The organism is Oerskovia sp. NPDC060338, from assembly GCF_042726295.1.
GTDB classification, from domain to species: domain Bacteria; phylum Actinomycetota; class Actinomycetes; order Actinomycetales; family Cellulomonadaceae; genus Oerskovia; species Oerskovia merdavium.
Map to the genome: position 1 here is coordinate 84,609 of NZ_JBHXCQ010000007.1, position 25,746 is coordinate 110,354.

Annotated in this window: 20 protein-coding genes; 13 read left to right on the forward strand and 7 right to left on the reverse strand. The window is 67.1% G+C overall.

Features of this window, described 5'->3' with window-relative positions; genetic code table 11:
* Positions 1 to 9 precede the first annotated feature (9 nt).
* A complete protein-coding gene (locus ACFWGN_RS10250) occupies positions 10 to 546 on the reverse strand; it encodes a GtrA family protein (RefSeq protein ID WP_377616750.1) in 537 nt (178 codons plus the stop codon).
* Positions 547 to 647: 101 nt separating this feature from the next.
* Between ACFWGN_RS10250 and ACFWGN_RS10255 the strand changes: the two genes are divergently transcribed.
* The 3 genes from ACFWGN_RS10255 to ACFWGN_RS10265 all read left to right on the forward strand — a co-directional run bounded on the left by ACFWGN_RS10255 (position 648) and on the right by ACFWGN_RS10265 (position 4,755).
* Positions 648 to 1,883 carry a 5-(carboxyamino)imidazole ribonucleotide synthase gene (locus ACFWGN_RS10255; protein WP_377616751.1) on the forward strand — a complete coding sequence of 412 codons (1,236 nt, stop codon included), beginning with the start codon at positions 648 to 650 and terminating at the stop codon, positions 1,881 to 1,883.
* Between the two features lie 3 nt (positions 1,884 to 1,886).
* Positions 1,887 to 2,459, forward strand: a complete 573-nt coding sequence (gene purE / locus ACFWGN_RS10260) for a 5-(carboxyamino)imidazole ribonucleotide mutase (RefSeq protein WP_377616752.1) — start codon at positions 1,887 to 1,889, stop codon at positions 2,457 to 2,459.
* A gap of 151 nt (positions 2,460 to 2,610) precedes the next feature.
* Complete coding sequence (locus ACFWGN_RS10265; RefSeq protein ID WP_377616753.1) at positions 2,611 to 4,755, forward strand: acyltransferase family protein; 2,145 nt, start codon at positions 2,611 to 2,613, stop codon at positions 4,753 to 4,755.
* A gap of 10 nt (positions 4,756 to 4,765) precedes the next feature.
* Here the strand turns inward: ACFWGN_RS10265 and ACFWGN_RS10270 are convergent, their stop codons facing one another.
* Positions 4,766 to 5,659 (reverse strand): LCP family protein, encoded by an 894-nt coding sequence (locus tag ACFWGN_RS10270; protein ID WP_377616754.1) that lies wholly within the window; start codon positions 5,657 to 5,659, stop codon positions 4,766 to 4,768.
* Between the two features lie 958 nt (positions 5,660 to 6,617).
* Here ACFWGN_RS10270 and ACFWGN_RS10275 point away from each other — a divergent pair.
* The gene (locus ACFWGN_RS10275) at positions 6,618 to 7,607 is read left to right on the forward strand and encodes a glycosyltransferase (RefSeq protein WP_377616755.1); all 990 of its coding nucleotides are present in this window, start codon (positions 6,618 to 6,620) and stop codon (positions 7,605 to 7,607) included.
* Positions 7,576 to 8,457, forward strand: coding sequence for a glycosyltransferase (locus ACFWGN_RS10280; protein WP_377616756.1), 882 nt, complete (start codon positions 7,576 to 7,578; stop codon positions 8,455 to 8,457). The genes ACFWGN_RS10275 and ACFWGN_RS10280 overlap by 32 nt, the downstream gene beginning before the upstream one ends.
* A gap of 20 nt (positions 8,458 to 8,477) precedes the next feature.
* Here ACFWGN_RS10280 and ACFWGN_RS10285 read toward each other — a convergent pair whose 3' ends face one another.
* A complete protein-coding gene (locus ACFWGN_RS10285; protein WP_377616757.1) occupies positions 8,478 to 9,713 on the reverse strand; it encodes a polysaccharide pyruvyl transferase family protein in 1,236 nt (411 codons plus the stop codon).
* A gap of 192 nt (positions 9,714 to 9,905) precedes the next feature.
* Here ACFWGN_RS10285 and glf point away from each other — a divergent pair, with 192 nt between their 5' ends.
* The 8 genes from glf to ACFWGN_RS10325 all read left to right on the forward strand — a co-directional run bounded on the left by glf (position 9,906) and on the right by ACFWGN_RS10325 (position 21,128).
* Positions 9,906 to 11,093, forward strand: a complete 1,188-nt coding sequence (gene glf / locus ACFWGN_RS10290; RefSeq protein WP_377616758.1) for a UDP-galactopyranose mutase — start codon at positions 9,906 to 9,908, stop codon at positions 11,091 to 11,093.
* Complete coding sequence (locus ACFWGN_RS10295; protein ID WP_377616759.1) at positions 11,090 to 11,956, forward strand: ABC transporter permease; 867 nt, start codon at positions 11,090 to 11,092, stop codon at positions 11,954 to 11,956. Before glf ends, ACFWGN_RS10295 begins: the two co-directional genes overlap by 4 nt.
* Before the next feature lies 1 nt (position 11,957).
* The gene (locus ACFWGN_RS10300) at positions 11,958 to 12,719 is read left to right on the forward strand and encodes an ABC transporter ATP-binding protein (protein WP_377616760.1); all 762 of its coding nucleotides are present in this window, start codon (positions 11,958 to 11,960) and stop codon (positions 12,717 to 12,719) included.
* On the forward strand, positions 12,716 to 14,380 hold the full coding sequence (locus tag ACFWGN_RS10305) for a glycosyltransferase (RefSeq protein WP_377616761.1): 1,665 nt from the start codon (positions 12,716 to 12,718) through the stop codon (positions 14,378 to 14,380). Before ACFWGN_RS10300 ends, ACFWGN_RS10305 begins: the two co-directional genes overlap by 4 nt.
* On the forward strand, positions 14,380 to 15,276 hold the full coding sequence (locus ACFWGN_RS10310; protein ID WP_377616762.1) for a glycosyltransferase: 897 nt from the start codon (positions 14,380 to 14,382) through the stop codon (positions 15,274 to 15,276). Before ACFWGN_RS10305 ends, ACFWGN_RS10310 begins: the two co-directional genes overlap by 1 nt.
* A 65-nt stretch (positions 15,277 to 15,341) precedes the next feature.
* Entirely contained in the window at positions 15,342 to 16,517 is a 1,176-nt protein-coding gene (locus ACFWGN_RS10315) for an acyltransferase family protein (RefSeq protein WP_377616763.1), read from the forward strand.
* A 46-nt stretch (positions 16,518 to 16,563) separates the two neighbouring features.
* A complete protein-coding gene (locus ACFWGN_RS10320; protein WP_377616764.1) occupies positions 16,564 to 18,792 on the forward strand; it encodes a hypothetical protein in 2,229 nt (742 codons plus the stop codon).
* Positions 18,793 to 18,959: 167 nt separating this feature from the next.
* Entirely contained in the window at positions 18,960 to 21,128 is a 2,169-nt protein-coding gene (locus ACFWGN_RS10325; protein ID WP_377616765.1) for a hypothetical protein, read from the forward strand.
* A 285-nt stretch (positions 21,129 to 21,413) separates the two neighbouring features.
* Here ACFWGN_RS10325 and ACFWGN_RS10330 read toward each other — a convergent pair whose 3' ends face one another.
* The 4 genes from ACFWGN_RS10330 to ACFWGN_RS10345 form a co-directional block, all read right to left on the reverse strand.
* Complete coding sequence (locus ACFWGN_RS10330) at positions 21,414 to 23,738, reverse strand: hypothetical protein (RefSeq protein ID WP_377616766.1); 2,325 nt, start codon at positions 23,736 to 23,738, stop codon at positions 21,414 to 21,416.
* Positions 23,735 to 23,980: a hypothetical protein gene (locus ACFWGN_RS10335; RefSeq protein ID WP_377616767.1), complete on the reverse strand. Its 246-nt coding sequence runs from the start codon at positions 23,978 to 23,980 to the stop codon at positions 23,735 to 23,737. The genes ACFWGN_RS10330 and ACFWGN_RS10335 overlap by 4 nt, the downstream gene beginning before the upstream one ends.
* 367 nt (positions 23,981 to 24,347) lie before the next feature.
* On the reverse strand, positions 24,348 to 25,190 hold the full coding sequence (locus ACFWGN_RS10340; RefSeq protein WP_377616768.1) for a glycosyltransferase family 2 protein: 843 nt from the start codon (positions 25,188 to 25,190) through the stop codon (positions 24,348 to 24,350).
* Positions 25,187 to 25,732: a GtrA family protein gene (locus tag ACFWGN_RS10345; RefSeq protein WP_235535338.1), complete on the reverse strand. Its 546-nt coding sequence runs from the start codon at positions 25,730 to 25,732 to the stop codon at positions 25,187 to 25,189. Before ACFWGN_RS10345 ends, ACFWGN_RS10340 begins: the two co-directional genes overlap by 4 nt.
* Between the last annotated feature and the right edge of the window lie 14 nt (positions 25,733 to 25,746).

A 25,746-nucleotide genomic window follows, 5' to 3' on the forward strand; every position in this document is an offset into this window, starting at 1 on the left:
CGCGCCCGGTCAGGCTCCCGTGAAGACGAACCTGCGGTAGCTCACGTAACGGAAGACGTTGGCCAGGGCCAGGCCGACCACGTTCGCGGAGATGTTCTCCGCGAGCGGCGACGTCAGGCCGAGGATGCTCGTCGAGAAGGCGAGGCATCCGAGCGAGATGGCCATGCCGACGGCGTTGACGAGCAGGAAGCCGACCAGCTCTCGCGTGCGCTGCGTGGTGCGCCGGTCGGAGAACGTCCAGTAGCGGCTGCCGAGCCACGAGACCAGGGTCGACACGACGACGGCGATCGCCTTGGCCTCGAGGGGGCTCGAGCTGAGCGCCTCCCAGGGGCCGAACCGCAGGAGGTTGAAGACACCGAGGTCGACGAAGAACGCGATCGTCCCGACGAAGCTGAAGCGCCCGAGCTCGAGGAGCCGCGCGGCGACGCGGGCGCGGCGCAGCGCACCACGAGCGAGGCCGTCGGCCGTCGCGCGGGCGGACCTGACCTCGCGAGCGGTGGACGGCCGGACGGGATCGAGCGCGAGCTCGTCGACCTGGCTGGACATGGTGGGCAGGGTACGCCGTCGACCTGGGAACAATTGCCAGGAGCAACCGATCGCTGGGACGGGTCGGCCAGAGCCGCGTCGAGCGACTACCCTCGGTACACGTGTCAGCACCAGTGATCGCCGTTGTCGGAGGCGGGCAGCTCGCCCGCATGATGGCCCCTGCGGCCGGTGAGCTCGGGGTGCACCTGCGGGTGCTCGTCGAGGCTCCCGGGTCGTCGGCGGCCCAGGTCGTGACCGACGCCCCGGTGGGCGCGGCCGGGGACGAGGCCGCGGTGCGTGAGCTCATCGCCCCGACCGACGGGCGGGCGCCCGCTGACGTCCTCACGTTCGAGCACGAGCACGTGCCCAACGACCTGCTCGCCGACCTCATCGCGCACGGCACCCCGGTGCGCCCCGCGCCGCACGCGCTGGTCCAGGCGCAGGACAAGATCGTCATGCGTCGGCGGCTCACCGAGCTCGGGGCTCCGTGCCCGCGCTGGGCACCGCTGCCCGTCGACCCCGAGCAGGGGCACGCGAGGCTCGTCGAGTTCCTCGCCGAGGTCGGGGGACAGGCCGTGGTCAAGACCTCGCGCGGTGGATACGACGGCAAGGGCGTGCGCGTCGTGTCGTCGGCCGACGAAGCCGCTGACTGGCTCGCGGCGGCCGCTGCGGGCGGACCGCAGCTCCTCGTCGAGGAGAAGGTCCCCTTCACGCGTGAGCTCGCGGTCCTGGTCGCTCGCCGCCCGAGCGGCGAGGTCCGCACCTGGCCCGTGGTCGAGTCGATCCAGCGCGACGGGGTGTGCTCCGAGGTCGTGGCCCCCGCGCCCGACCTCACCGAGGCCGAGGCCGAGGAGGCCAGGACCGCCGCGATCGCGATCGCCGAGGGGCTCGACGTGACGGGCGTGCTCGCGGTCGAGATGTTCGAGGTCCTCGAGAGCACGGGCGACGGCCGTCCCGCCCGCCGTGTCCTGGTCAACGAGCTCGCGATGCGCCCGCACAACTCGGGGCACTGGACCATCGACGGCTCGGTCACGAGCCAGTTCGAGCAGCACCTGCGCGCCGTGCTCGACCTGCCGCTGGGCGACACGTCGCCCACCGCCCCGTGGACCGTCATGGCCAACGTGCTGGGGTCGAACCTGCCCCGGCTGACCGACGCCCTGCCCGCGGTCCTGGGGGCGTTCCCCGACGCGCGCGTCAACCTGTACGGCAAGGACGTGCGCCCGGGCCGCAAGCTCGCCCACGTGAACGTGAGCGGACACGACCTGGGCGAGGTCCGCCGTCGGGCGCTGGGTGCTGCCGCGCTGCTGCGCGGCGAGACCCTCCGCGCGAACCCCACCAGCGACGAGACGAAGGCCTGAGACATGACGGAGAACGCTGCGACCAGCACGCACACGGTGACCGGTACCCCCGTCGTGGGGATCGTGATGGGGTCCGACTCCGACTGGCCCGTCATGCAGGAGGCCGCGAACGCGCTGCGAGAGTTCGGCGTGGCGATCGAGGTCGACGTCGTCTCGGCCCACCGCATGCCCACCGAGATGATCGACTACGGGCGCAGCGCTGCCGAGCGCGGCCTGCGGGTCGTCATCGCGGGCGCCGGGGGCGCAGCGCACCTGCCGGGCATGCTGGCGGCCGTGACACCCCTGCCGGTCATCGGGGTGCCCGTGCCCCTGCGCTACCTCGACGGCATGGACTCGCTCCTGTCGATCGTGCAGATGCCCGCCGGCGTGCCCGTCGCGACCGTCTCGATCGGGGGCGCGCGCAACGCAGGCCTGCTGGCCGCGCGCATCCTGGCGTCCGGCACCGACGACGACGCCGCGCACCTGCGCGAGAAGATGGTCGCCTTCCAGGAGGGGCTGAGCGAGCAGGCGCACGCCAAGGGCGCCGCGCTGCGCGCCTCGGTCGCGGGCGAGCGCCGGACGGGGTTCGGGGCGTAGGCGGCGGCTCGGCTTTTTGCCCGCACAGACCGAGCACGTAGGATGCCCGGACCGGGAGAGCAGGGCGACGAGCCGTGCCGGGGAGCACGCGCAGGTGCGTGGTCGGTGGGGGCGACTCGGTGAACAGGCCGACCGATGAAGGAACCCGACCGTGACCCTCCCGACGGAGAGCATCGCCGCGCGACCTGAGGTGGCGACGGCCGTGGACCCGGCCACCCGTGCGGTTGCCGCAGCACCTACCCCGCGACGTCGGGACCTCGACGGGCTCCGTGCCGTTGCGATCCTGCTCGTCGCGATCTATCACGTGTGGGTCCACCGGGTGTCGGGCGGTGTCGACGTCTTCCTCATGCTGTCGGGGTTCTTCGTCGGTGGGGGACTTCTCCGGAGCTTCGCCCGTGGCACGCCGGTGAGGCTGCGCACCTATCTACCCAGGCTCGGGCGGAGGCTGCTGCCCGCCCTGCTCGTGACGCTCCTCGGCGTGCTCGCGGCGACGCTCCTGATCCTGCCGCGCACGCGGTGGACCGACATCTCCTCGGAGACCCTGGCCTCCTTGCTCTACGCTGAGAACTGGCGGCTCGCTCTGTCCGGACAGGCCTACGGTGCGGCGGACGTCGGGCAGAGCCCCCTGCAGCACATCTGGTCGCTCTCGGTCCAGGGTCAGCTCTTCGTGCTGGTGCCGGTGCTCCTGCTCAGTCTCTGGTGGATCGGCCGACGCTGGGACCTGCGAGTGCGACTGCGGCTCGTGCGCGTCGCGGTCGTCGTGGTCGCCGTCGCATCCTTCCTCTACGCGATCGTCCTGGTCGGCGTCGACCAGCCTTTCGCGTACTACGACACCTTCGCGCGCGCCTGGGAGTACCTGGCGGGGACCGTCCTCGCGCTCGTCGTGGCGAAGGTCTCCTGGTCGAGGACGGCCCGGGTCGTCGCCGGCTGGCTGGGACTGGCGCTGATCCTCGCCGCTGGCGTGCTGCTCGACGGCGGTGCGGTCTTCCCCGGGCCCCTGACGACGGTGCCCCTCGCGGGGGCCGCGCTGCTGATCCTTGCGGGGACAGGGCCGGTGCAGGTCGGGGTGTCGCGGCTGCTCGCCTGGACACCCTTCGCGCGGGCCGGCGAGTATGCCTACACGTTCTACCTGTGGCACTGGCCCGTCCTCGTCTTCGTGATCGCGATCCGGGACCGGCCCGTCGGCTGGATGGCAGGAACCGGTGTGCTCCTGGTGTCGGCCGGACTGGCGTGGGCTACCAAGAGGTGGGTCGAGGATCCCTTGCGGGACGGCTCGGTCGCTGTCGTGGGGAGGTCCGTCTTCTCGTCCGGTGTTCGGCACGGGAGCCCGGTGCGCCGGAACGTGGTCACTCGACCGCTTGCGCTGCTGGTCGGCGTCGGCCTCCTTCTCCCGGCATCCTGGCTCGGCTACGTCGAGCTCACCAAGGCACAGAGCCGGTCTGCCATCTCGCTCGCGGACCTGGAGATGTACCCGGGAGCATTTGCCGTCCTGGAGCCGGGGGTGTTCACGGTCGACACGGAGATCGACCCGATCCCCTCGACGCTCGTCGCCCTGGAGGACAAGGTCCGGGCTGTCGCCGACGGCTGTGGCACCGGCCCCGGAGACACGGAGGTCAAGGTCTGCAGCTATGGCGATCTCGCTGCGGACCGAGTCATCGCCGTCGTGGGGGGATCCCACGCGGAGTACTGGATCGACGCACTCTCCGAGGTAGGTGAACGGGAGGGCTTTCGTGTCGACTCGATCATCAAGTGGGGTTGTTCGTTGATCGACGGCACGGAGGGGACCGGGGTTCTCGCCGAGGACCCGTCGTGCATCGCATGGTCGGACAGGACGCTCGTCAGGCTCGACTCCCTGCGGCCCGACGCAGTCTTCACCACGGCTACTCGCCCCGCGGGCGAGGACATCCCAGGCCGTGAGACCGTTCCCGCGGCGTACGTGTCTGCGTGGGAGCGCTTGTCGTCCGAGGGGATCTCGGTCGTCGCGATCCGGGACACGCCGTGGTTGAACGTCTCACCGGTCGAGTGCGTGGACGTCTTCGGCCCTTACGCGCCGGAGTGTGCGGTGCCTCGGGCCGATGTCCTCGACGACGTCGATCCTCTGATCGAGCTCGACCTCGCGACGCCGGTCAACGTCCGGTTCATCGACCTCAACGACGTCATCTGCCCCGACGGTGTGTGCTCTTTCGTCCAGGGCAACAGGATCGTCTACCGCGACAGTCATCATCTGACGGCAAGCTACGTCCAGACGCTGGCGCCGGTACTCGGGGCGCGCGTGCTCGAGTCGCTCGGCTGGTGAGCGCCGAACCCTATTGCGGCAGCCCGCCCACGACCCCGGCCGACAGCTTGCCGTCGCGGATGTCGGCCCAGAATGCAGGGCTCAGGTCGGGGTCGAGCTGCACGGTGGATCCCACACCACCCGGTCGGTAGTCAGGGTTGGAGATCGGCGGGGTGCCCGTGATGCCGTCGGGGCCGTTGGCCTCTCGGAACGCGAGAGCCATCTTGCCGAGGTCGACGATCCCGGTCTTCTCGTCGACCACGAGCGAGGCGAGACCGGCGTCGATCAACGAGACCTGGGTCCCGGGCTTGAACAGGAGGCTCTTGTCCGCGGCCTTCTGGCTGACGGCTCCGATGACCTGGCGCTGGCGCTCGGCGCGGCCGATGTCTCCCTGGGGATCGGAGTAGCGCATCCGGGAGAACGCTAGAGCCGTGTGACCGTCGGCCGGGTGGCACCCGGCAGTCCAGACGAGCTCGCTCCGCGGGTCGTTCACGTCGTAGTCGAGACAGAGCTCGACACCCCCGACAGCGTCCACGATGCCTTCGACGCCTCCGAAACCGATCTCGATGTAGTGGTCGACCGTGATCCCCGTCAGCTGCTCCACGGTCTGGACGAGGAGGGGTGCTCCGCCCCACGAGTACGCCGCGTTGAGCTTCGAGGCGCCCTTGCCGGGGATCTCCGCGAACGTGTCGCGAGGCAGGCTGATGAGCGACGCCGGACCGCTGCGGGGCTTGTGGAGCAGCATGATCGTGTCGGTACGCGCTCCCTCCGTGCCGTCCTCGCTGATGCCTTCGCCGCGGGCGTCGGAACCCGCGAGGAGATAGGTCTCGCCAGGGGTGCCCGCTGCCCCGGAGAGAGCCTCGACGTGCTGGATCTTCCCGTTCGCCCAGACGAGCAGGCCGATGGGCCAGGCCAGGAGGAGCACGAGGGCGAAGACGCCGACGACGGCGGCGAGACGCCGCTTGCGGAGCCGGAATCCGGACCGGCCGCGCGTCGACGTTCCGTCGAGCCGAGGGCGGGAGGGGGCAGGACGGGTGACAGGTGGGCGTGCTCCTTGTCCACCGGACGCCGGTCCGTGGGCGGGCCGCGGTCGGACACCTGGCGAACCGGCAGCGGAGCGGCTCGTGGCCGCAGGGCGGATCGAACCGGGGGTTCCGGGCCCGCTGGCGGGCCGACCGCGATCCGGTCCCTGGACTCCGGTCGCCCGAACCGGAGCGCTCGCGGGGCGAGGCTGCCGACCTGCACCAGGCGTGACGGACGGAGGGGCATCAGCACTCGATGCTGCGCGCCTCGTGGGCGGGGGAGCCGCAGCGCCGTCAGGCCTCGCGGTGCGAGCGCCGACGGGGCGGGCGGGAGCCGCCGGGGGAGGCGTCCCCGGGCGGGACTGCGGCGAGGACGTGCTGCGCGAGGACTGTCGCTTGATCCGTGGTTCCGCCGAGAGGGGGACGTCGGGCGAGAGAGGTTCCTGCGGCTGAGCAGACGATGCCCGAGAACCGTCCGATCCCACGGCGATGGCGTCGTTGGCACTCGGCGGGCGGACTGCCCGTCCCGACTGTGGAGTGAAGCTCGGGGGGCGTGTGCGGCCCGACTGCGACTCTTCGTGCGACATCGGTGACCTCAGCTGCCGACCGACGTGGCGCCGTCGTGCAAGCGAGGCCGTTCGCCTGCTCGCGTGTCGAGGAACAGGGCGACTCTGCACGTCATGAAGGTGATCGTGCCACCCGAAGAGTCCGGCGCGGCGGAGGCACGGCCGGAGACTGACAGGGAACGCGGGCAGGTCGTCACGGGAATAGAGCCTATTGCTCGCGGACGGCGAGCCCGGGCGAGCAGCGAGCGCTTCGGGTGGAGGACTTGTGCAGACTCGCCTCAGGTACGCTTCCAGCGTGCCAGCACCAGAATCCCCTTCGCCCACCCCTGAGCACGAAGTGTCCGTCGTCGCGGTCGTCGTCGCCTACAACCGGCGCGACCTGCTCAAGGAGGCGCTCGACGCGCTCGCCCTGCAGTCACATCGTCTGGCCGGGGTCGTCGTCGTCGACAACAGGTCCGACGACGACTCCGAGGTAGTTGCGTCCGAGCACCCGATCGGCGCAGAGGTCTTGTCCCTGAGCCGCAACACCGGCGGCGCCGGGGGGTTCGCGGCAGGTATCGCCCACGCACTCAGCGTGTTCGACCCCGAGTGCGTCTGGCTCATGGACGACGACACGATCCCGACCCCCACGGCCCTCGAGGAGCTCATCAGGGCGCGTGAAGAGTACCCGGAACCGGTCGCGCTGCTCGGGAGCCGGGTCGTCTGGCACGACGGTCGGGACCATCCGATGAACACCCCGCGCAGGCGGCCCGGAGCGACGGGCGACGAGATCAAGGACTCGGTCGCCGTCGGAGCGGTGCCCGTCCGCTCCTCGTCGTTCGTCTCGATGCTCGTCGACACGCGCGCGGTCCGTTTCCACGGGCTGCCGGTGGCCGACTACTTCATCTGGAACGACGACTTCGAGTTCTCGTGCCGCCTCCTGCGCCGTGGGATCGGTCTCTACGTGCCGACGAGCGTCGTCGAGCACCGGACCAAGGTCTTCGGATCGACCGACGTGGACCCGGGTGAGCGGTTCTACTTCGAGGTGCGGAACAAGGTCTGGATGCTGACACGCTCTCCTTCGCTCTCCCCGGAGGAGAGGATCCTGTACACCGGGTCCTCGTTGAGGCGATGGGGGCGTACCTTTGCCGGCTCGTCGAACCGGGAGGTCCTGCGCAAGGCCGGCCTCAAGGGACTGCGCGACGGGATCTTCCGAGCCCCTCGGCCCACCGTGCGCGTACTTGACGGAGCCGGGGTGCCGACGGACGAGGTCCATGACATCGAGTCCGGCGCCGGACGTGCCTGAGGCTGGACCGTCGGCGGCCGCCGACACCGGATTCTCCGTCCTTCTTCCCGTCTACCACCGCGACTCGCCGCAGTTCCTCCGTCGGGCGTTCGGCTCGGTGACGGTCGAGCAGACGCTACGGCCCGACGAGGTCGTGATCGTCCGTGACGGGCCGGTCGGCCGGGAGCTCGGGCAGGCGCTCGACGAGCTCGTCGCGACGAGCCCCGTTCCGGTCGTCGTCGTCGAGCTCGCCGAGAACGTCGGGCTGGCGCGAGCGCTCGAGCAGGGCCTCGCGCGGTGTGCCCACGAGATCGTCGCCCGGATGGACGCCGACGACATCAGCCGACCTGAGCGCTTCGCCGTCCAGATCCCCCTGGTGGTCGGAGGGCTGGACATCGTCGGTTCGGCGATCGAGGAGTTTGCCGATGAGTCCCAGGTCCATGGCGGCGAGGCGGTGGTCCGTACGCCGCCGTTGTCCGCCCAGGACATCGCGACCGGGTCACGGTTCCACTCACCGTTCAACCACCCCAGCGTGGTCTACCGTCGGTCCGCCGTGGCGGCGGCCGGGGGGTACCAAGACCTCCCGCTCATGGAGGACTACTGGCTGTTCGCACGGATGCTCCAGGCGGGGGCGCGAGCGCAGAACGTCGCCCAACCGCTCGTCCTGTACCGCGTCGGCGCAGGTGCCTACGCCCGCCGAGGTGGCTGGCGACTCCTGCGCTCGGAGCTACGCCTGCAGCGTCGGATGCGGCGCGCAGGGTTCACCACCCGAGCTCAGCTCGTGAGGAACGTCGTCGTCCGGGGCGGGTACCGGTTGATCCCCGAGGCGCTGCGACGACGGATGTACCGGTGGTGGGTCTTCGCGCGCTGACCGTCCCGCGAGGAAGGGCTCTAGCGTGCGAGGCCCGGCGGCACGAGCTGTTGAGTGAATGCCCGGATCCTTGTGGGGAAGGAGGCGGTGGTCGGTACAGGTGGACGTGATGTCGACTGGTCGGGGAGGCCGTAGATCGACCGGGCGAGGACTTCCTTCGCGTACTGAAGGCCCTTGGAACGTTCAGCCAGGGTCCCCACCGACAGCGAGGTCGGCTGAGCCAGGTCTGAGCCGACGATCGCCCACCCGCTGCCGAGGTCCACGAGTGATCGGTGCTTCGTGTCGTAGTAGCCCTCGTGCACGGAGATCGCTATCCCTCGGGCGCCAACCCTGGCTGCGAGCAGGTGTGGGTGGAATCGGGTCGAGATCCATCGTTGGTGGGCACCGGCCGGGAAGCCTCGATTCCAGAGGTGCTGGAAGGGGTAGAACTGGGCTCCCGGCCAGTCGGCTCCGACATCTTGGGCGGACGACGCGTCGATACGCGGGATGCACTCGATGAAGGCGATGCGGTCGGGAGGCGTTCCCCAGGCTTCGACCTGCGCCCTGATGAAGGCTCGCAGGGCACCCTTGTCGATCTGGACCAGATCGTCTTGAAGGACGATGCCGACATCGAACAGGTCTGCTGTCGCACTGTCGATATGCGCGTAGGGGGCGCTGAGGAACACGTCGTCAGCCGTGCGCTGGGCGCCCAGAGGAGGGTCGCCCGCGTCAGCGAGCGTCAGCGCCGAAGGGATGTCTCGGACGTCGACGACATCGAACGCAGAGAGGTCCTGGACCAGGTCGTTCCTGTTGCCGTCCGACAGGGGCGTGAGGCCAGCCCCTGAGAGTGCAGTGCGAGCGCCCGTGTTCTCGGCGAGCCAGCCGACACCCGCCACTACCGCGAAGTTGGAAGACCAGAGCTCGTTCAGGTAGCCGCCACCAATGATGTGCACGATGTCCGCCGACCTGAGCACGTCGATTCCGGCGGCCCACCACGGTGCATGACCTGGGTCGTGCAGCGCCTTGAGCACGAATGCGCGCGCATCACCGAACTGCTCACCGAGGTCCCGTAGGCGCCACATCGTGTCGGTGACACGAAGCCGGGGATGCAGACCAGCCAGCAGAGCGGCAGCCGGCCCTGGGTGGGGTGTGTCGAACCACACGTCGTCGTTCGGATGGTGTACCGCGAGGTACTCCAACCAGGTTCGTGCGATCAGCTCGTCCCCGTAGTTGGGGTTGCCAGCGACGCCGACCAGGTAGATGACTCGTCGCTCCATCGGTACGGTCCAATCTGTGATCCTCGGTGAAAACTGACCACACGGTACCGCGCCGACGCAGTAGCGCCTGAATGCGGCATTTGCGGCTGGCCGGGAGGCCGCGTGAAGATTGGGTGCAGAGCCCTCCTGAGGCGTGGGGCAAGGTGCGGCTCGGCTACGATTGGTCGGCTGCTGACCAACCGAGGAGTATGAGTGGACGCCGACCTTGTCGTTGTAGGATCTGGTTTTTTCGGCCTGACGGTCGCTGAACGGATCGCGGAGGAGCACGGTCGCAAGGTGCTCGTCATCGACCGACGGGAGCACATCGGGGGTAACGCCTACAGCGAGGCGGAGCCCACGACCGGCATCGAGGTGCACCGTTACGGTGCTCACCTCTTCCATACCTCGAACGAGCGGGTGTGGGAGTACGTCAACCGGTTCACGGCGTTCACGAACTACGTGCACCGGGTGTACACCACCCACCGCGGCGAGGTCTTCCCGATGCCCATCAACCTCGGCACCGTGAATCAGTTCTTCCGGTCCGCGCACGGCCCGCAGGCGGCCCGTGACCTGCTTCTCGAGCAGGCCGCGGAGCTCGGCGGCAAGACACCCGAGAACCTCGACGAGCAGGGGATCTCCCTCATCGGGCGTCCTCTCTACGAGGCCTTCATCCGTGACTACACGGCGAAGCAGTGGCAGACCGATCCCAAGGATCTTCCGGCGAGCATCATCTCGCGGCTCCCGGTGCGCTACACGTACGACAACCGGTACTTCAACGACACCCACGAGGGCCTCCCGAAGGACGGCTACACCGCGTGGATCGAGCGGATGGCGGACCACAAGAACATCGAGGTCAGGCTCGGCGTCGACTTCTTCGACGAGAGCCAGCCCGTGAACAAGAAGGCCGTCGTCGGGAACGTCCCGGTGGTCTACACCGGGCCGGTCGACCGCTACTTCGACTACGCGGAGGGCGACCTCTCCTGGCGAACGCTCGACTTCGAGGAGGAGGTGCTCCCTGTCGGGGACTTCCAGGGCACCTCCGTCATGAACTACGCAGATGCCGACGTGCCGTACACCCGGATCCACGAGTTCCGGCACTTCCATCCGGAGCGGGAGTACCCGTCGGACAAGACGGTCATCATGCGTGAGTTCTCCCGGTTCGCCGAGAAGGCGGACGAGCCGTACTACCCCATCAACACGGCGGCTGACCGGGAACGGCTCCTTGCCTATCGTGACCTCGCTGCCGCAGAGAAGGACGTCCTGTTCGGCGGACGGCTCGGTACGTACAAGTACCTCGACATGCACATGGCGATCGGCTCCGCGCTGTCGATGGTGGACAACAAGCTGAGCCCGTACTTCGCCCAGGGCGGTCACCTCACGAGCGGAGGCGTCGACGCGTGACGCTTCCCACGGCGGCACAGCCTTTCGCCGCTCCCGGGCGTGGGGGTGGACTGCTCGACGTCTTCAGGCGCCGCTACCTCGCCAAGCTCCTCGTGAACAAGGAGCTCCGCGTCAGGTACCGCGGGTCGGTCCTGGGCCTCCTCTGGTCCTACGTCAAGCCCGCGGTCCAGTTCGTGGTCTTCTACTTCGCCGTCGGAGTCTTTCTCCGGATGAACCAGAACGTGGACGATTTCGCCGTCTACCTCTTCTCGGGCATCGTCGCGATCAACTTCTTCAGCGAGGCATTCGGCAACGCCACCCGGTCGATCGTCGGAAACTCTGCGCTCGTCAAGAAGATCTACCTGCCGAGGGAGCTCTTTCCTGTCTCCTCGGTCTGGGTCGCTGTCGTGCACTTCCTTCCACAGCTCGTCGTCCTCATCATCGGTGCGTTCATCGCCGGATGGCGTCCGAACCTGCTCGAGCTGAGCGCAGGGTTGCTCGGCTTCGTCATCATCGCGGTCCTCTCGTTGGGCCTGGGGCTCTTCTTCGGGGCGATCAACGTGCTCTTCCGGGACGCCGAGAATATCGTGGACCTCATCCTCATGGTCGCGACCTGGATGTCTCCGGTGCTCTACCAGTGGACCAACGTGACCGACGCGATCGGCAAGGGGGTGCTCTGGTACATCTACCAGGCGAACCCGCTGACCGCCGCTGTCGAGCTGTTCCACTTCTGCTTCTGGTTCCCGGGAACCGACCGCAGTGCGCCACTCCCGCCCGGGCTCCTGTGGTCGAGCCTCTTCGCGCTCGTTCTCTCGTTCGTCGTGCTGGGGATCGGCCAGCTCGTCTTCCGTCGGCTCGACGGCCGATTCGCTCAGGAGCTGTGACATGACCGCTGTCCTCACCGACCAGGCTCGCATCGTCGTCTCCGGGATCGGCAAGAGCTTCGTCCTCCATCACACGCACACGCTCAAGGACCGGGTCGTGCGCGCGTTCAAGAAGAACGCCAGTGCCTCCTCGTCGGACTTCACGGCCCTCAAGGACGTCAACTTCGAGGTTGCCGACGGCGAGGCGGTCGCGCTCCTCGGGCTCAACGGCTCGGGCAAGAGCACGCTGCTCAAGCTGATCTCGGGCGTCATGCGCCCGGACAAGGGCGACGTCCTCGTCCGGGGAAAGATCGCCGGTCTGATCGAGGTCGGCGCGGGCTTCCACCCTGACCTCACAGGCCGTGAGAACGTGTACCTGAACGGCGCGATCCTCGGGATGACCGAGAAGGAGATCAACGAGCGGTTCGACATGATCGTCGCGTTCAGCGAGATCGAGGAGTTCATCGACACCGAGGTGAAGTTCTACTCCTCGGGGATGTTCCTCCGTCTCGCGTTCGCGGTCGCAGTCCATACCGACCCAGATGTCTTCCTCGTCGACGAGATCCTTGCCGTGGGCGACGAGCCGTTTCAGAAGAAGTGTCTTGCACGGATCCGCGAGCTCAAGGCAGCCGGCAAGGCACTGGTGATCGTGAGTCATGACCTTGGCATGATCGAGCAGCTGTGCGACCGCGCAATCCTGCTGCAGCAAGGAAACGTCGTCTTCGACGGGCCGACGCCCCGAGCGGTGGCCATCCTTCGCGGAGAGAATCTAGGTGAATCGTGAGTGACGTTGTGAACCCGTTCGAGGCCAGACTGCTCGAGGAGCTCGAGGGCCAGTTCCCGGAACGTGAGATCCGTATCAGTCTGACGGGCGAGGGACGTGCCATCGGGGTGCGGCTCGGCACGAAGTGGTTCGCGAGCGCGCTCGCGGCTCTGTCGCTCGCTGCCGGTGATGCCGCGTTCCAGGTGGTGCTCCTCGAGTCCGGTGACGAGCCCCTCCCCAACCCGACCACGCTCGATCCCTCGATGGCCGGTGGGCTCTTCGGGCAGCGTGACGCGGTGGGGCTGATCTCTGTCTCGGGCGCGTCCGGAAGTACGCGACCGGTCGTCCAGAAGGCTCTTCGGGTGCCCTCGCAAGCCCTGCTGGACGAGCGCGGTGACTTTCATTTCATCGCACCGACATCGCTGAAGCGCCGTGTCGTGGGCTCCGCCTACGAGCGCGTCTACAGCCGTGCTCCGATCCTGCTCGACCGCTGGCGGCAGGACCGCAACTCACGAGGGAACGTGACGCAGGAGATGGTGGCGCGCACCGCACTGCCACTCACCACCGTGTCCTCGGACGAGCGTGAGGTCGCGACGGCGCCCGTCGCCTGGTTCGCCCTCCACTGGCTGGAGTCGGGAGGCGCCGAGTCCTGGGCGCTGGAGAGCGCGCAGATCGCGGCCGACGCGGGATATCGCGTGCTGATCACCGCAGACGTGCCCGCTCCTCAGCGGTTGCTCGATCGTGTGGCAGAAATCACCCACGACGTCTTCATCCCCTCGAACGTCCTTGCGGACGACGACTGGGGCAAGTTCCTGACGGCGCTCATGGAGACGTATCAGCCATCTGTTCTCCACATCCATCATTCCGCGCGCGCATACTCGTTCCTCCCTGAGCTGCGTCACATGTATCCGGATGTCACTGTCCTGGACAGCACCCACATAGTCGAGCACCGCACTGGAGGATTCGTTCGCCAGAGCATCGAGATGTCACCGTACATCGACCTTCACCACGTCATCTCGCCCGAGCTCCGTGACCTCTACCTTCTCGATGCACGCATCGAGCCGTCCAAGGTCGCCTACCGGCCACTCACGTCATCGACTGACGTCGAGACCGGGACGGCGTCGCCCCGTGCCGACGGGCCTCTGAGGATCGGATTCCTGGGGCGCGTCGCACCGCAGAAGCGGCCGTTTCTCTTTGTCGAGCTGGTCCGCCGACTGACCCGTCGTCATCCAGGACAGTTCGAGTACCTGATGCAGGGAAGCGGTGGGCTCTCGGCGCTCACCGATGCCCAGATCGCTCGGCAGGGTCTGAAGGACGTGATCGATCGTCGTCCGTGGGGTCCGATCGCAGACTTCATGGACTCCGTCGACGTCTTGGTGATCACCAGCGACAACGAAGGACTGACGCTGACCTCGCTCGAGGCTGAGGAGCACGGGGTGCTCGTGCTGTCGGCAGACGTCGGCAGCCAGCGCACGGTGATCGCCCCTGACCTGCTCGTGCCGCGTGCACCGAAGGCGTTCCTCAAGGCGGCAGAGGCAGCCCTCGTCCGGCTCGCGGGGTCGCGATCGGCATTCGACGAAGCGCGTACGGCGCAGTCAGAACTCATCCAGGCACTACGGGAGATCGAGCCGGCCTCGCTCTTCCTCTCATCGAAGCTGCAGCAACTCAAGGAGAAGAACTGATGCGCGTTGGCGCCGTCATCGTCACGTACAACAGGCGCGAGCTCTTGAAGCAGACGCTCGCGGGGATCGAGGGGCAGAAGAGGCTTCCCGACCATGTCGTGATCATCGACAACGCCTCGGACGACGGGACGGACGAATACCTCGCCGGGCGGGAGTTCACGGTCCCGACGACAGTCCGACGGCTGCCGGAGAACACGGGTGGCGCCGGTGGCTTCGCCACCGGGACCGAGGTCGCGTACGAGCTCGGTCTCGATGCCATGTGGCTCATGGACGACGACACCGTTCCCCAGCCCGAGGCGCTCGGCGAGCTGGTCGACGGCCTGGACCGCGCATCCGATCTGCTCGGGTACCTTCCGAGTTTTGCGTGCAGCCTGGTCCTGTGGAAGGACGGGTCGTTGTGCGAGATGAACACCCCTGATCCCACCTGGGACTTCGCCCGGCCGCTCGCGATGGGTGCGGACTTCACGCTCATGAAGTCGTGCAGCTTCGTCTCGGTGCTCGTGACGCGTGAGGCGGTCCACGCCGTGGGACTTCCCAGCGCCAACTTCTTCATCTGGTACGACGACGCCGAGTACACGCAGCGGCTCTCCAAGTACCGTCCGGGCATCTTCCTGCCGTCCTCCAAGGTGAACCACCTGCTCCCGCAGAACCGAGGCGTGAACTTCGGCGACGTGAACGACGGGAACATCTGGAAGTTCGAGTACGGCGTGCGCAACCAGATTGCCTCCGCCCGCGTCTTCCGGAGTCCGACGCTCGCGGCCTCGCTCGTGGAGAACATGACCAAGCAACTGACGCACTCCGGCGTTCCGTGGCGTCTGCGCATGCGGCTCGTGAAGGCTGCTGCCAAGGGTGTCGTCTTCCGGCCAGAGGTGAACCAGGCGCGGTCCACCAGGTGACTGGAGCAGGGGGCGGCGGGGGGCTTGGTGAGAGCACGAGACATCACGTCCGTGCGCTCACCGGGGTGCGGATCATCGCGGCGCTGCTGGTTGTCTTCTTCCATATTCGCGGGAACATCGCCTCGGAGTTCCCCTCGGTCTACTCGGTGGTCGGACCGATAATCGATCACGGAGAACTTGGCGTCGACCTCTTCTTCGTCCTGTCAGGTTTCGTTCTTGCCCTGAACTACACGTCTCGGATGGGGCAGCGGTTCGAACGGGGAGCCGCCGGGCGGTTCTTGTGGGCGCGGATCGCAAGGATCTGGCCGGTCTTCTTCGTCACCCTCGCTGTGGCTGGGGTCTGGCACGGGATCTTCGTGGCCGGCGGCGGTGGGGATCCGGTCGCCCCGCGAGAATACTCGGTTCCGAGCTTCCTCCAGCAGACCTTTCTCGTCGCGCTGTGGGACGAGCCGGACTTCGATCGGTTGATGTGGAACGGCCCGGCCTGGTCCGTCTCTGCGGAGGCGCTCGCCTACCTGGTCTTTCCTGTCTCCGTACTGCTCTTCTACCGCCTGGGGCGCATCGTCGGTGCGCGAGCGAATGCGTTGCTGGCGGTTGCAGCGATGCTGCCCGTGACCATGTTCGTCGGCGCAAGCGGAGGACTCTACTTCGAGTGGTCCTGGCTGTTGCGGATCGTGTGCGGCTTCACGGCGGGGGCTCTCTTGTACCAGAGCTACCACCGTTGGCGGCCGACGGCCTCGCAGCGGGCATGGGCGAGCCACGGCGCGGTGGCCATCATCGTGCTGGTGATTGCGATCTGCTATGTCGCGGGAGCGACGGGCTACGGTCATCTCGTGCCGATGGTCGCTCCACTCTTCGTGGTGCTCATCGGACTCCTCGCAGTTGGAGACCGGCATGTCGTCAAGCTTCTCGGAACGCGGCTCTTCTTGGTGGGTGGTGCGGCGTCGTACAGCGTCTACATGGTCCATATGCTCGTCATCGAACCGTTCTGGTGGGCCCAGGGCAAGATCCCGGCACTCTTCGCTCCGGGTAGCGTGGGGTCAAAGATCGGCTTCATCGCGATCCCGTTCGTCGTCTGTGTCGTCGGCTACGTCTTGTGGCGGTACGTCGAAGAGCCGGCGCGCCATGTGATGCGACGGATGTCCCTGCGATTCGCAGAACAGTCGCCTGGCGCGCGCGCGATGGTGTCGCTTCCGACAGAGAACAGCGCCGCTCGAGTGCTCGACGCGGAGAAGACGTGACCGCGGGCTCCACGTGCGTGGGCCCAGGGTGCGGTGAGAGGGACTGATGGCCACCGAAGTCGATGAGACAAGTGTCTCGACCGTTGATCGGAAGCAGAAGACCAACCACAGGCGTGACGTCTACTGGTGTGTTGCGGTGGTGGTGACGGTCGTCGTCGCGGGCGTGCTGCCGACTCTTTTTGCTCCGCGCTACTACTTCAACGACGACACCCAGATCGGCGCATTCGGCATCTGGTTCCGCATCGGCGAGCTGCTCCGCGAGCAACAGCTGCCCATCATCAATCCGCGCACGTGGATGGCGGGCAACTACTTCGTCGAAGGTCAGTGGGGACTGCTCAACCCCATGATCCTGATGATCGGCGCCTTCGCCCGCGCGACCAGCGACGCGGTCGTCTTCTCGAGTGTCGTCAAGATTGTCTTCCTGGCGGTGGCCGGCCTGGGTGCCTACGGGCTCGCCAGGAACTACGGTGCACACCGACACTGGGCTTACATCGCGGGTACCGGCTTTCCGCTGGCGGGCTTTACCTTCTACATGGACGCCACGACCTGGGTGACCGGGCTGTTCACCTCCGCACTCATTCCCTGGTTCTGGTGGATGGCTCGTCGGACGGTGCGTGGTGCGAACCCCATCGGTGCATTCGTGGCTGGCTACCTGGTGATAACCGTGGGATACGTGCACGGAACCATCGCGCTCGTGTTCGTGGTCGCCGTCACTCTCTTGGACGCGTGGTTGGCTCGACGCCTCAAGGGTGGTCTCGTCCTCCTTGCCACGTCCGTTCTCCTCGGGCTCGTCGCGCTCGCGGTCTACCTGCCTGGTGTCCTCACCGCCAGCGTGACGGTGCGAGAGGGGACCTCGATCTTGAACGACGGTTTCTTCGTCGCCGACCTGAACGGACTCCTCGCCAGTGCGGTCTCGACGGCCCGGCCAGAGGTCTCTGCGTGGTGGGGCGCTTTTGCCCTCGTTCCCATGCTCTACGTGAGCTGGGCCCTGCCGCTCATCGCCTTCGTCGACTTCCGAAGGGTCGGCCCGTCCCTTCGCCGGCTCGTCGGTCTCGGGGTCTTCCTGCTGGTGATGATCCTGTGGGTCATGGGTCCCAGCTATGTGGGGCCCCTGCGTATTCCGGTACGGATGATGCCCTACGTCGCGTTGGCTCTGCTGGTCGGCCTCGCGGTGCTCTTGTCCAGGGCGCCTCTCCGCCGACCCGGCATCAGCAGACTCCTCATCTTCGCCGGTCTGGTCGCCGTCGGTCTGTATGTCGCCTTTGCGCAGGTTCCGGACTCGATGGCTCAGCTCGCGGCTGCCGGTGCTCTGCTCTTTGTCACCGGCGTGGTGTTCTATCTGGTACTCCGGCGTGGCCAGGCAGGCCCGCGCGCAGCAGCGATGGTGGGCGTGGTCGCGATGCTTGCCACCTTCGCGAACGTCCTCGTCCAGCACCACTACCAGCCTGCTCCGCCGCTCCAGGACTTCGGGCTCTTCGCGAAGACGGCGGACTATCGTCCGCAGCTCGCCGCTGCGGAAGGTGACGTGTTCGTGGTCGGTTCGCCGACGGCGGGCCCGCTTCCCCAGATCTGGGACGAGACGTTGCTGGCCAACCAGTGGTATCTCAATGCGAGCTCGGTACAGAACGTCTACACGCCGATCGGGTACGCGAGCTACGCCACCACCATGTGCATGAACAATCGTGGTGAGACCTGCTCTGCTTCCCTGGACAGCCTTCTGTCGACCCCCGCGGGGATGGATCGGCCGCTCGTCGACTTGATGGGCATCAGCAGCATCCAGCTCATCAAGTCGGCGTTCGAGGGCGAGCTCCCTCCGCTCCCGGCAGACTGGTCGGTCGTTGATGATCAGGAGCTCACCCAGCTGTGGGTCAGAGACGTTCCCGTCGCATCGGCTGGTGGTGTGACCTGGACGACCCCAGGTCTCACCATCTCCGATGTGGAGGTCGAAGACGATCGCGTGTCGTTCACGGTCGACGAAGTGCCTGAGGACGGGGCAGACGTCGTGTTCAGCCGTCTTGCCTGGCCCGGATACTCTGCGTCCGGTGCAGAGATCGCAGAGCCCGCCGCGTCGTTCCTGCTGACCGCATCCGTGGCTCCAGGTGCCCAGGGACAGTTGGTGGAGATCGAGTTCCGGCCGCCGGGCTGGACTTTCGAGGTAGCCGCCTTCGGCGTCGGCGTTCTTGGCAGCCTTGTCTTGAGCCTCGTGCTCCGCGTGAAGAGGCCTCGTGACCCCTCGGCGGTAGATCGCGCCAGGCGACCCGCCACATCTGATTGAACCGTCCCGCGTCCTTTGCCCCTGGGGACGCGGGACAACTCGATTGCTGCCTTCCCACAGGGAGCTCGTCGAGCATCCCATCCGTCGATCGACCTGGAGCTGTCTTGACTCGGTACCCGGACCGGACCCACATCGAGGTCCGAGGACGCTGGACCACTACCTGGAGCGTGGCCGTCGTCCTTGCGGTGTGCGCTGTCTCAGCGGTACTTCCGCTGTTGTGGAACCGTCGCTTCTACTGGTGGGACGACACCGTGAACGGCGCGTTCGGCCAGTGGTATCACACCGGCATGTCGCTGCGAACGGGCACGCTCCCGATGCTGGAGCCCAGCGTGTGGTCTAGCGGGAACTTGTTCGCGGAGGGCCAGTGGGGGACGTACAACCCCATCGTCTGGTTGATCGCGCTCGGGTCGACGCTGGTGGCCAGCGCCGCGCTCTTCACGACGATCGTCAAGCTGGCTGCGATCATGATCGGCGCGGTCGGGGTCTACTTTCTTGCACGCCATCTTGGTGCCCGCGACGTCTACGCGGTCCTTGCCGGCGTGACAGCCCCCTTCTCGGGCTTCACCACCTACTTCGACGCCCCGTCGTGGGTCACCGGACTCTTCGCCTGGGCCCTGATCCCCTGGGTATGGCTCCTGGTGCGCCGCAGTGCATTCGACGGACGGAGCCCATTGCCGGCGTTCCTGGTCGCGTACCTCACCATCACGATCGGCTACGTCCACGGGACGATCGCCCTGGTCTTCATCCTGGCGAGCGTCCTTGTCCAAGGGATGGTGAGGCGTGACAGGAGGGCGATCCTGATCGTTCTCGGGATCGGCTCGCTCGCCGGACTTGTTGCGGTCGCTGTCCATCTTCCGTCGCTGCTGACCGCGTCCGTGACGAACAGGTCGGGTACGGGTGTCTACATGGATCAGTTCATGACGCTCGACCTCTCGGGGCTCGCGATGTCGAGCATCGCGACAGCGCTCCCGCAGGTCGCGTCGTGGTGGTGGGCCGGGTTGACCGCGGCGGTGCCGATGGCGTACATCGCATGGTCGCTGCCTCTCGTCGCCTTCATCGACCTTCCACGAGCTGCTGCCGTCGTGCGCAAGAGGCTGGACGTGGTCATCGCCGGCGGTCTGTTCTTCCTGTTCCTCATGCTGCCGACCGTGGTAGGACCGCTTCGTTACCCGTCGCGGATGATGCCCTACCTGGCACTGACGGTGGTGCTGCTGCTTGCGGTTCTTCTGTCGAAGGCGCGCGTCGACGCGCTAAGGGTGGGTCGCCTCGCACTGGCGCTCGGACTTGCCGCGCTCGGTTTCTATCTGAGCTGGGCACAGACGCCCCACCTTGCGACGTCGCACCTCCTGTCGGCTCTCATCGTCGCCGTCGCGATCATCGCCTTGTACCTGTGCTGGCGGCGGCCAGTGCAGCGAGGACGGTCTTGGGCGGCGACGTCTTGGGCAACCCTCAGCATCATCGCTGTCGCGTCGATCGCGACGCTGGCGCTCCAGCACTCCACCCATCGAGCACCTGCATGGCCCGACCAGGGGCTTCCATCTCGTGTGGAGGGCTTTCAGCAGCAGCTCGAAGGTGCGGTCAACGACACCTTGGTCGTCGGTGACACCCAGGCCTTGCTTCCCGAGCCGGCCTTGTGGGACGAGACCTTGCAGGCGAACACCTGGTACGTCAATCCCCACAACGTGATGAACCGCTATCAGCTCCTTGGGTACGGCCCGTTCAACGCGACCATGTGTCTCGAGTACCTCGGGGGGACGTGTCCGGAGCTCCTGACCAATCTCTTCGAGGTGCGGGAGGCGACGGGCCTCCGCCTGGTCGACCAGATCCGCATCGACACCCTGCAGATCGTGAAGGCCGACGTCCCTGAAGAACTCTGGGCGCAGACTCCCGAAGGTTGGACCACGGTGAACGATGGGCGTTTCACCAGGACGTGGGTCCGGGACGAGCCGCTCGGGCCTGCCGGGGGAGTTGTCTGGTCCGCGCCAGGTGTTTCGGTGACTGAGGTGTCCACAACCAACACGTCTGTCGTCTTCAGGGTCGACTCGCTCCCCGACAGCGGCCCCCGAACTGTTGCGTTCAGTCGCCTCCCGTGGCCGGGATATTCGACCTCCGACGGCAGGATCACCGCGCCGACCGACTTGTTCCTTCTGACGGTGGAGGTCCCTGAGGGGGCCGAAGGGGACGAGGTGACGGTCACCTTCAGGCCCCCGGGCTGGAATATCGAGCTGGCCTGCCTGGCGATCGCCCTGACGTTGGCGGCCCTGTGGGCGCTCGTCTTCGGGGTTCGTGGGCGCCGCGGTTCGTCCCGGTCTGGCGTCGACCCGGCCGCGGACTGAAAGGTTGCCACGCCGGGTCGACTCCGACCCGGCGTGGCAGGTCTCCAGGAAGACCAGAGGCGGTCAGAGGCTGAGCCGATCTGCCCTCGGACTGACGATCAAGGGCTCTGGCGCATCGTGCTGAGGATTCTCCGGTGTGCAAAGGGGCGTGCGTTGCGCGGGATTCGTGCGGGTCCGGACGACGAGCGGGCCGTCTTTGGGCACCTGCGCCGGTCTTTCGGCACCAGCCGACGCCAGAGGGGCCCTCACCTTCGGCGAGAGCGCCCCGGGCATCGCGGTGTGGACCTACGCGTCAGGGATCCGCGCCAGGGCGGCGTCGTTGATCGTGGCGATCAACGGCGTCCCGTGCGGCGAGTTGAGTACGAGCAAGGCATCCCAGGTCGGAACGGCGATCTTGCCGGAGCTCCCGACGGAGTACACGGTGGACCCGGAACCCTTGACGAACACCGGACCAGTCCGGGCGGGTTCGGAGGACATCTTGAGCCTTTCACACGCACGGGTGGTGAGTGGGGTCACGGGCAGCACTTCAGGGTCGGCACCCAGGGGACGACGTGGGATGAGCAGTCCTCGCTGCCCGACGAACGGGTTCGTGCCGCAGGTGATGACGGACGAAAGTGGCGATGTTGTTCCGCGGTATCCGTTCACGGTCGCTCGGTCGACCGTCCTCCAGGTCATGAGGCCGATCTCGTGTGCCTCCACGAACGACTCGAGGTGAATCTTGGCCGATCCGTCCACGAGGTAGATCTCGGGCCCGCTGTCGGCCTTGATCAGTGTCCCTGCGGGGATCGCCAGGCCCGCCGAGGGGATGGCATCCAAGGTGGACTGGGGAACCGTGACGATTCGCGGCGCAGCAGTTCCTGCGACTGCCACGAGCTCGTCCCAGGTCCGCGCCCATCGACGCACGCCGTTCTCCAGTAGATAGACCTCGGAGCGCTCCACAGATCGCGCAAATAGTGGAGCGGTCGCGGCAGGAAGCTGTGGAAAGCGAGCAAGAGAGGCGGCGGAGAACGGCGTTGCGGTCCCCGGCACCGTTCCCTCGACTGCGGACAGCGGGAGCAGGCCCGTCACCGTGACGAGATACTCGGCACCGGACGAGTCGGCAGCCTTTCCACCGAACGGCGTACCGACGGGCATGGCGTTGATGCTCTGCCCGTCCAGCACGCCAGCCGGGATGTCGCGGAGTGCCGTCTGTGACTGTGCATCTGCGGGGACGGCGAACTTCGTGCCACCTTGGGTCATCCATCGTGGCGCGGTGGTCTCGCGTGCGACGGCCATGGAATCGGCAGGAAGGACCGGTTGCCCGTACGGCAGGGAGGCCAAGACAGTCGTGGGGAGCGTCGTCTGGGGGCCCGCTGCCCCCGTGCTCGACACGAGTGAACCGTTCATGACCTCACGCTTGACCCCAGCGGTCAGCCAGAACAGTGCCCCATGACTCGACAGGACGAGGTCCGAGAGCGTCGTGCCGCGAGGAAAGGAGCTGACCTGCGCGCTCGACAGCGTGGAGTACCGAGTGCAGGCCCCGCCTCCCCACGCGGCGACGACCGCGCAGCTCGGGAAGTGGAAGCGCTGTCCGTCAGCTATCAGGTAGATGCCGCCGTCGCCCGAGTCGCGGACGATGCGAGACAGAGGATCGCCGGTCGTGCGGCTCGCGAGGAACTCGTCGGAGGCCGTCCCGAGCGGCCCCAGGCGTTCGAGGAACGTGAGGTAGAGCTGCCAGTCGGTGATCGGGTACTTCGTGTTCTCGGAGACGAGGTAGACGGTGGCGTCCGACGCGCTCCGGACCAGGGAGGTCCCGGAGGACGTCGAACCGAACCAGTCCGTGAAGAGACGCCAGAAGTTCCGGTTCCCGTAGGACGAGCAGGAGTCCCCGGTCCCGTACAGGTTGGCGAGGGCGGCGTTGTTCGGCTGGTAGGGCGTGTAGATGTACAACGCAGCCGTCGACTGGTTCTGGATGTACACCGGCGAAGTTCCACAGGCCGCGTTGGGATGGAACAGGATGTTGTTCGTCCTGCCGGCCTGATATCCGTAGCGAGTCGGATTGGCTCGGTAGACCAGGAACTGTCGAGCGGCACGATAGACCTGATTGCTGAACCCGTAGTACTCGGTGTTGCAGGGAGCCGTATCTGGGCAGCCGAACCCCATTGCCGCGTCGTAGTTGCGCGTCGTGGGTCGTGACCTGGTGACGAGGCTGTTTTCCTTCTCCAGCATGACCAGCAGCACACGGGGGCTGACTCCACATGCCTGCGAGACCTTGGTGATGATCGCGGCGGCCGACTCGTTGCTCGCCCCGCTGTAGGGCCAGCAGTAGCCCGCCTCGATCGGCCGAGTGCGTGTCGTCTCTCGATAGTCCTTCAGGCAGGGCTTCTCACCGGCCACGCAGTTCGCACCGCGAGTATTGAGGAAGGACTGGATCTCAGCCTGGGACATCGCAGCGCTGTCTTGGAAGACGGAGTCCGAGATGATGTTCCCCGGCTGGAAGTTGCCGGCGTCGGCGGCAGCCGCAGGGGGAGCAGGTGCAGTCAGCGCGAGTATCAGGACGACGGCGAGCGATACGGTCAGGATGGCGCCTATCGCGCGATCAACTCGTCCCTTGGCAGGAGAGGCGATCACGGGATCACGACCTCGAACCGTTCCGACTGGCCCGACGAGGACGAGGACGAGTAGGTCACGGTGCCCACCCAGGTGCCCGGGGCAAGGTCGGAGATCGGCAGACTCAGCGGAGTGCACCAGGTCGACGTCGCGTCAGCTTGAGCAGCACCGGAGGTGGACCGTGTCACTTCTCCGGACGTGAGCTCAGCGACGCAGGTGCCTGAGTTCTCGACGATCTCGGGAACCAGTGCATTGATCTCCATGCGCTCGTCCACGACGCCCGCGAAGGCGACCGACGGGACGACCTTCGACCTCCCGTCCGAGCTGGGCCGGTCCTCTCCCGAGACCTCGAGGTCGGTCGACGGTGCCGAGGCCCCGGGTGGCGGTTCGACGGGCGGAGAGCCTGCGGTGGACCCCTCGGTCTCTGAAGCATCTCTGGGCGGCGCGCTCCCGGGGTCCGAGGCGCAGCCGCCGACAGCCAGCGCTCCGGCGAGCACGAGGGAGATTCCGGCACGACGTGGTGTGAGAGTGAGCAACTGTCGACCTCCTCCTACCTGGGCAGCCTGGATGAGAGTCAGGCTATGTCAGGGGAGGGCGTGTGGGTCGTCATGTTGATCGAGCATCGGCGTGTCAGTCGTCGAGGGGCTTCATCCGCTTGCCCAACGCGAGGTAGGCCAGGCGTCGCTGGACGGCAAGGAGCTCGGCGCGGACGTCGCCGAGCCGGACGTCCCCCCTGGTGATGGTGTCTGGCGCGAGCGACTGTGCTATGCGGTGGAACTCCGCGGCCTCGGCGGCCTGCTGGCGCATGAGCCGGACCGACCATTGGGAAGCGCTGACGCGGAACGAGGCGAGCGATTCCCGCAGAGCGACCATGTCGCCCTGCACCAGGACGTGCGCGTACGAGCCGGCGTCGATGTAGTAGCGCAGGTCCTGCCACCAGCCGGCCTTCTCGAGCGCCTCCGTCCGCATCATGACGCACGCCGGCTCGCCGAAGATGTTCCCACCGGAACGGACGGTCGCGCGCAGCGCCTCCGCTCCGCCGACCTGGCCCTCCAGATGCCCCAGACCGCGCGACCGGACGAACTCCTTGCCGCGTGCGTCGACCAGGTCGCGCTGGGAGGCCACCAGCTTGACACGCTCGCCGCCGGCGTCGAGCGCTGCGAGCTGTCGCTCGAGCATCCGGGGATGGATGAGATCGTCCCCGCACACCAGCTTGATCACCTCACCTGTGGCGAGCTGGCTCACACGGTTCCAGTTGCGTCGTGCGCCACCTCCCGCCTCCGTGCTCACGAGGGTCAGGCGAGGGTCGTGGGAGAAGCGCTCGACGACCGCCACGGTGTCGTCCGTCGACGCATGGTCGGCCACGATGAGCTCGAAGTCGGCGAACGTCTGGTTCAGGATCGACTCGATCGTCGCTCCGATGTACTCGCCGTTGTTGTAGGCGGGGACGACGACGGACACGCGGGGCTTCATGGGGTACTTCCTTCTTCGGGGCGGAGTCGTGGTGGAGCCGACGCTGCGGAGCTCCCGCGCCGGAAGGAGAAGCCCTTGTGGCCGAAGTAGCTCACGAGCGCCGTGACGAAGGTGATCAGGAGCTGGGCGAGGATCGGGGGCAGGCCGAGCACCTCGACGCACAGCGGCAGGGCCAGGAGATTGATGCCGAGCGAGCTGAGGTTCACGACCTCGAACCTGGCGAGGTCGAGCCAGACCTGTCCTCTGACGCGGAAGACGAACCGGCGGTAGAGCACGAAGGCGCACAGAACCGCGGCCACGTGGGCACACACGAGGCTGGCCATGTACCCGTAGGCGCCCAACCGCGGCCCGAGCAGAAGCTCGAACACGATGAACCAGGCCGTACCCAGGACGGTGTTGAAGGCTCCCACGACCAGGAAGGCCACCCGCTGATCGCGGATGATGCGGAACAACGGGCCGCGTGGCCCGTGCATCCCGGCCGGAGGGGCCGAGTCGAGCGCTTCTGCCGGGGCCTCCGTGGTCACGGTCGTGTCTGGGCTCAATGTCTCGCTTCTCG